This window comes from Streptomyces sp. CO7, assembly GCF_053474865.1.
Window position 1 is genome coordinate 52,950 of sequence record NZ_JBRIOU010000013.1, and the last position, 4,678, is coordinate 57,627.

At 74.1% G+C, this 4,678-nt stretch carries 4 protein-coding genes; 2 read left to right on the top strand and 2 right to left on the bottom strand.

Annotated features, from left to right (window positions below; translation table 11 throughout):
- On the bottom strand, positions 1-237 hold a 237-nt coding region (locus ACOV8S_RS30295), incomplete at its 3' end, for a YjbQ family protein (protein WP_448321686.1).
- A gap of 74 nt (positions 238-311) precedes the next feature.
- Here ACOV8S_RS30295 and ACOV8S_RS30300 point away from each other — a divergent pair.
- Together ACOV8S_RS30300 and ACOV8S_RS30305 are read left to right on the top strand one after the other, a co-directional pair.
- Complete coding sequence (locus ACOV8S_RS30300) at positions 312-1,412, top strand: NAD(P)-binding domain-containing protein (RefSeq protein WP_448321687.1); 1,101 nt, start codon at positions 312-314, stop codon at positions 1,410-1,412.
- 294 nt (positions 1,413-1,706) lie between these two features.
- Positions 1,707-2,831: a hypothetical protein gene (locus tag ACOV8S_RS30305; protein WP_448321688.1), complete on the top strand. Its 1,125-nt coding sequence runs from the start codon at positions 1,707-1,709 to the stop codon at positions 2,829-2,831.
- Between the two features lie 25 nt (positions 2,832-2,856).
- Here the strand turns inward: ACOV8S_RS30305 and ACOV8S_RS30310 are convergent, their stop codons facing one another.
- Positions 2,857-4,659, bottom strand: coding sequence for an ABC transporter ATP-binding protein (locus ACOV8S_RS30310; protein ID WP_448321702.1), 1,803 nt, complete (start codon positions 4,657-4,659; stop codon positions 2,857-2,859).
- Between the last annotated feature and the right edge of the window lie 19 nt (positions 4,660-4,678).

Genomic DNA, 4,678 nt, shown 5'->3' on the forward strand with positions numbered 1-4,678 from the left:
GCGGTCGTCGGCCGGGAGGAGGTCGCGGAGGGCGGCGAGCAGGTCGTCGTCGCTGCCGGCGCCGGTCTCGATGACCGCGATGCCCGCGGTGGCGTGGGGGACGAAGACGTTGAGGAGGCCGTCGCGGCCGGCGGCCGCCTCGCGGAGGAACTCCTCGCAGTCGCGGGTGATGTCGGCGACGCGTTCGGAGGAGCCGGTGGTGACGTGCAGGACGCGGGAGCTGAAACGGTCTGACATGGGGCCATCCTGACGCATCCGCCCCGCGCGGGAAGAGAGGCGGGCCCTCGGTCGTTCGCAGGGGTGTGAGGGATGTGGACGGGCAAGGGGTACGGGAGACCGACGTCGTGGTGGTGGGCGCCGGGCAGGCGGGGCTGTCGGCGGCCTACCACCTGCGGCGCGCCGGGTTCGCGCCCGGGCACGGATTCGTGGTCCTGGACCACGCGCCGGGTCCGGGCGGCGCCTGGCAGTTCCGGTGGCCCTCGCTGACCTACGGCAAGGTGCACGGGATGCACTCGCTTCCGGGTATGGAGCTGACCGGGGCGGACCCGGCGCGGCCGTCGTCCGAGGTGATCGCGCGGTACTTCGAGGACTACGAGCGGGCCTTCGGTCTGGAGGTCCTGCGACCCGTCGAGGTACGGGCGGTGCGGGAGAGTGAGGGCGGGCGGCTGCGGGTGGAGACCTCGGCGGGGGTGTGGTCCGCCCGGGCCCTGATCAACGCCACGGGGACCTGGGACCGGCCGTTCGTGCCGCGTGTCGCGGGCCAGGAGATCTTCCGCGGGCGGCAGTTGCACACGGTGGGGTACCGCGGGCCCCAGGATTTCGCGGGGCTGCGGGTCGTGGTGGTCGGCGGCGGCGCCTCGGGGACGCAGCACCTGCTGGAGCTCGCCCCGTACGCGGCGGCCACGGCCTGGGTGACGCGGCGGCCGCCGGTCTTCCGTGAGGGCCCGTTCGACGAGGACGCGGGGCGGGCTGCCGTGGCCATGGTGGAGGAGCGTGTCCGGCAAGGGCTGCCGCCGCGGAGCGTGGTGTCGGTGACCGGCCTGCCGCTGAACGACGCGATCCGTGAGGGTCTGCGGAGCGGGGTGCTGGACCGGTTGCCGATGTTCGACCGCATGACCCCGGAGGGCGTCGCGTGGGCGGACGGGCGTGTCTTCGCGGCGGACGTGGTGCTGTGGGCGACGGGGTTCCGGCCGAGCGTGGGCCATCTGGCGCCGCTGCGGCTGCGCGAGCCGGGGGGCGGGATTCGCCTGGTCGGCACGCGGGCGGCAGCGGACCCGCGTGTGCACCTCGTGGGGTACGGACCGTCGGCCAGCACGATCGGCGCGAACCGCGCGGGGCGGGCGGCGGTGCGGGAGGTCCGGCGGCTGCTGGAGAGCGGGCCCGGGAGCCTGGGCAGGGCCGAGGCGGCCTGACCGCGACCACCGCGGCCGGCGGGGGATGCCGAGGCGGCCTGACCGCGACCACCGCGGCCGGCGGGGGGATGCCGACGCGGGGCTTCCCTGTGGCCGCGGGGGAGCTTCAGGGCCGGGAACCTCAAATCCAGCTCCGTACCTCGGCCGGGATCTTGTCCTCGTCCGGCGTTGCTGATCAGATCAACGCCTGGTCGCGCCACCGAAAGGCGCGCGCCACTACGGGGGGGGGAAGAGATGACGATCGCTCACGATGATCGAACAGCACGCGGCGACGTAGGTGTCAGGTCCGCGACAGTGACCGCGTACGCGGTCGCGGGCGTCTTCCATGTCGTCACGGCAGGACTGTTCACCGTCGGTCTGCTGCTGACCGTGCTCGGCTTCAGCACCGTGGTCCAGCCCATGATCGGCCTGCCCCTGCTGGCGCTGACTCTCGCGCTCCGCCCGCGCCCGGGGCGCCTCGACACGGAGCTTCCCACGCTGCGGGAGACCGACGCGCCGGCCCTGTTCGCGCTGCTGCACCGGGTGGCGGACGGCGTCGGCGTGCGACGCGTCGACGCGGTCCAGCTCACCGCCGGCTTCTCCGCGCACGTCGTCCACCGCGGGTTCCGCCGCAGGCGGTGCCTGGCGCTGGGACTCCCCCTCTGGGGTGGCTGTCCTCCCCAGCAGCGCATCGCCGCCGTCGCGCAGGCGATGGTCGAGAGCGGCCCCCGCAACGTCCGGCGCGGCGTGTTCGTGGGCTCGGCCCTCGGGGCGTTGCGCGGCGGGGTGCGGGCCATGGCGGCAGGGGGTTCCCAGGCCTCGGCAAGCATCAACGTGCACGCGTACCGGGCGGACGACATGGCGGCGGGGGTCGCCGTCGTCCAGGCCCGCAGCCGGGCGACGGAGCGTCTGCTGTGGCTTCCGCGGACCGCCGCGGCGGCGTGCGAGCGCCTGCTGCTGCGGCTCACGCGGCCGTCCGTGAGGCAGGCGCGGCTCGCCTCGGACGAGGCCGCGGCACGGGTCGCGTCCACCCCGGCCACGCTCGCCGCCCTGGGTGACCGGCAGCTGGCCCGCGCGATCGGCGTGGAGCTGCATCGGCTGACCGTCGAGAGGAAGAGCTTCGCGAAGGCCCGCGGCGGAGCCCCCGGGCGGGACGACTTCTGGGACGACGTCGCCCGGCACGCGGACCGGCTGCGGGAGCAGCGGGACGCCGCCGAGGTCGACGCGCCGGCCCAGGGTGAGGGCGGGCACGGCCCGCTCCGGACCGCTGACGAGGACACCGGCGCGCGGCGCATCGCCCGGCTGGCCGTCGGCCCGCAGTACCCGGCGACGGTCACGCTCGACGAGGCCGACCGCGTCCGCATCGAGGACGAACTCCGCCTGCCGGGGCGGGCGGTGGAGCGGCTGGTGCTGCGCGACGGCGTCGCCCGGGCTGCGTAGGGCGCGCAGCCCGGGGCGGTGAGGGTCACCCTCCGGCCGTCTCCAGTTGCGTGTCGCGGCGGACCAGCGCCGCGTAGCGGCCGTCGAGGGCGAGGAGCTCCTCGTGGGTGCCCCGCTCGACCACGTGTCCGCGGTCGAGGACGACGATCTGGTCGGCGCCGCGGACCGTGGAGAGCCGGTGGGCGATGGTGATCGTCGTGCGGTTGGCGGAGAGCGCGTCGATCGCCTCCTGCACCGCGCGTTCCGTGCGGGTGTCCAGCGCGCTGGTGGCCTCGTCGAGGAGGAGCACCGGCGGGTCGCGGAGGATGGTGCGGGCGATGGCCAGCCGCTGCTTCTCGCCGCCGGAGAACCGGTGACCGCGCTCGCCGACGACCGTGTCGTAGCCGTCGGCCAGCTGGACGATGTGGTCGTGGATCTGCGCGGCGCGCGCGGCCGTGTGGAGTTCCTCGTCCGTGGCGTCGGGCTTGGCGAAGCGGAGGTTGTCGGCGACGGAGGCGTGGAAGAGGTACGTCTCCTGGGAGACGACGCCCACCGCGCGGGCCAGGGTGTCGAAGTCGAGGTCGCGGACGTCCACGCCGTCCAGCGTGACCCGCCCGCCGGTGACGTCGTAGAGGCGCGGCACCAGGTGGCCGAGGGTGGACTTGCCGGCGCCGGTGGTGCCGACCACGGCCAGGCTGCCGCCGGCCGGGACGTCGATGTCGATCCCGGACAGCACGGGCTCGCCGTGTTCGTCGTAGCGGAACTCGACGTCCTCCAGGCGCACCTCGCCCTTGACCCGGTCGAGGCGGACCGGGTCGGGGCGCTCGGTGATGTCGATCGGGAGGTCGAGGTACTCGAAGATGCGCTGGAAGAGGGCGAGCGAGGTCTGGATCTGCACGCCGGTGGACAGCAGGCTGACCGTGGGGCGGAACAGCCCCTGCTGGAGCGAGGTGAAGGCGACCAGCGTGCCCAGGGAGACGGCGGGGCCGCCCATGTGGAGGGCGAGGCCGGCCGTCCAGTAGATCAGGGCCGGCATGGCGGACATGACGATGCCGATGACGGCCATCCGCCACCGGCCGGCCATGTTGGACCTGACCTCGAGGTCGACGAGCTTCTCGGACTCGTCGGCGAAGGAGCGGGTGAGGGAGTCGGCGCGGCCCATGGTGCGGCCCAGCAGGATGCCGCTGACCGAGAGGGACTCGGTGACCGTCGCCGCCATCACGGCCATCTGCTTCTGCCGCTTGGTGGTGATCTTCTTGCGTTCGTCGCCGACCCGGCGGCTGATCCAGACGAAGACCGGCAGCAGGAGGAGCGAGACGACGGTGAGCCGCCAGTCCAGCGCGAGCATGGCGACGACGGTGGCGATGACGCCGGTGAGGTTGGAGACCAGCGACGTCACGGTCGAGGTGACGGTGGCCTGCATGCCGCCGATGTCGTTGGCGATGCGGGACTGCACCTCGCCGGTGCGGGTGCGGGTGAAGAAGGCCAGGGACATGCGCTGCAGCCGGCCGTAGACCGCGGTCCGCAGGTCGTGCATCACGCGCTGGCCCACGGTGGTCGAGATCAGGGTCTGCAGCACGCCGAAGACGCCGCCGAGCACGGCGCTGACGATCATGCCGAGGACCAGCAGGCTCAGCAGGCCCGTGCGCTGCTGCGGCAGGGCGACGTCAAGGATCTCGCGGAGCAGGAAGGGACTGGCCACCGACACCAGCGAGGAGGCGCCGACCAGCACCGCGACCACGGACAGGCGTCCCCGGTAGGGACGGAACAGCCGCAGGATGCGGCGCACCTGCCGCGGCCGGTCGGGGTCGGCGGGCGGTGGGGTCCAGTCGATGCGTTCGGGGCGCATGGGCTCCTTGGGGCGGGCG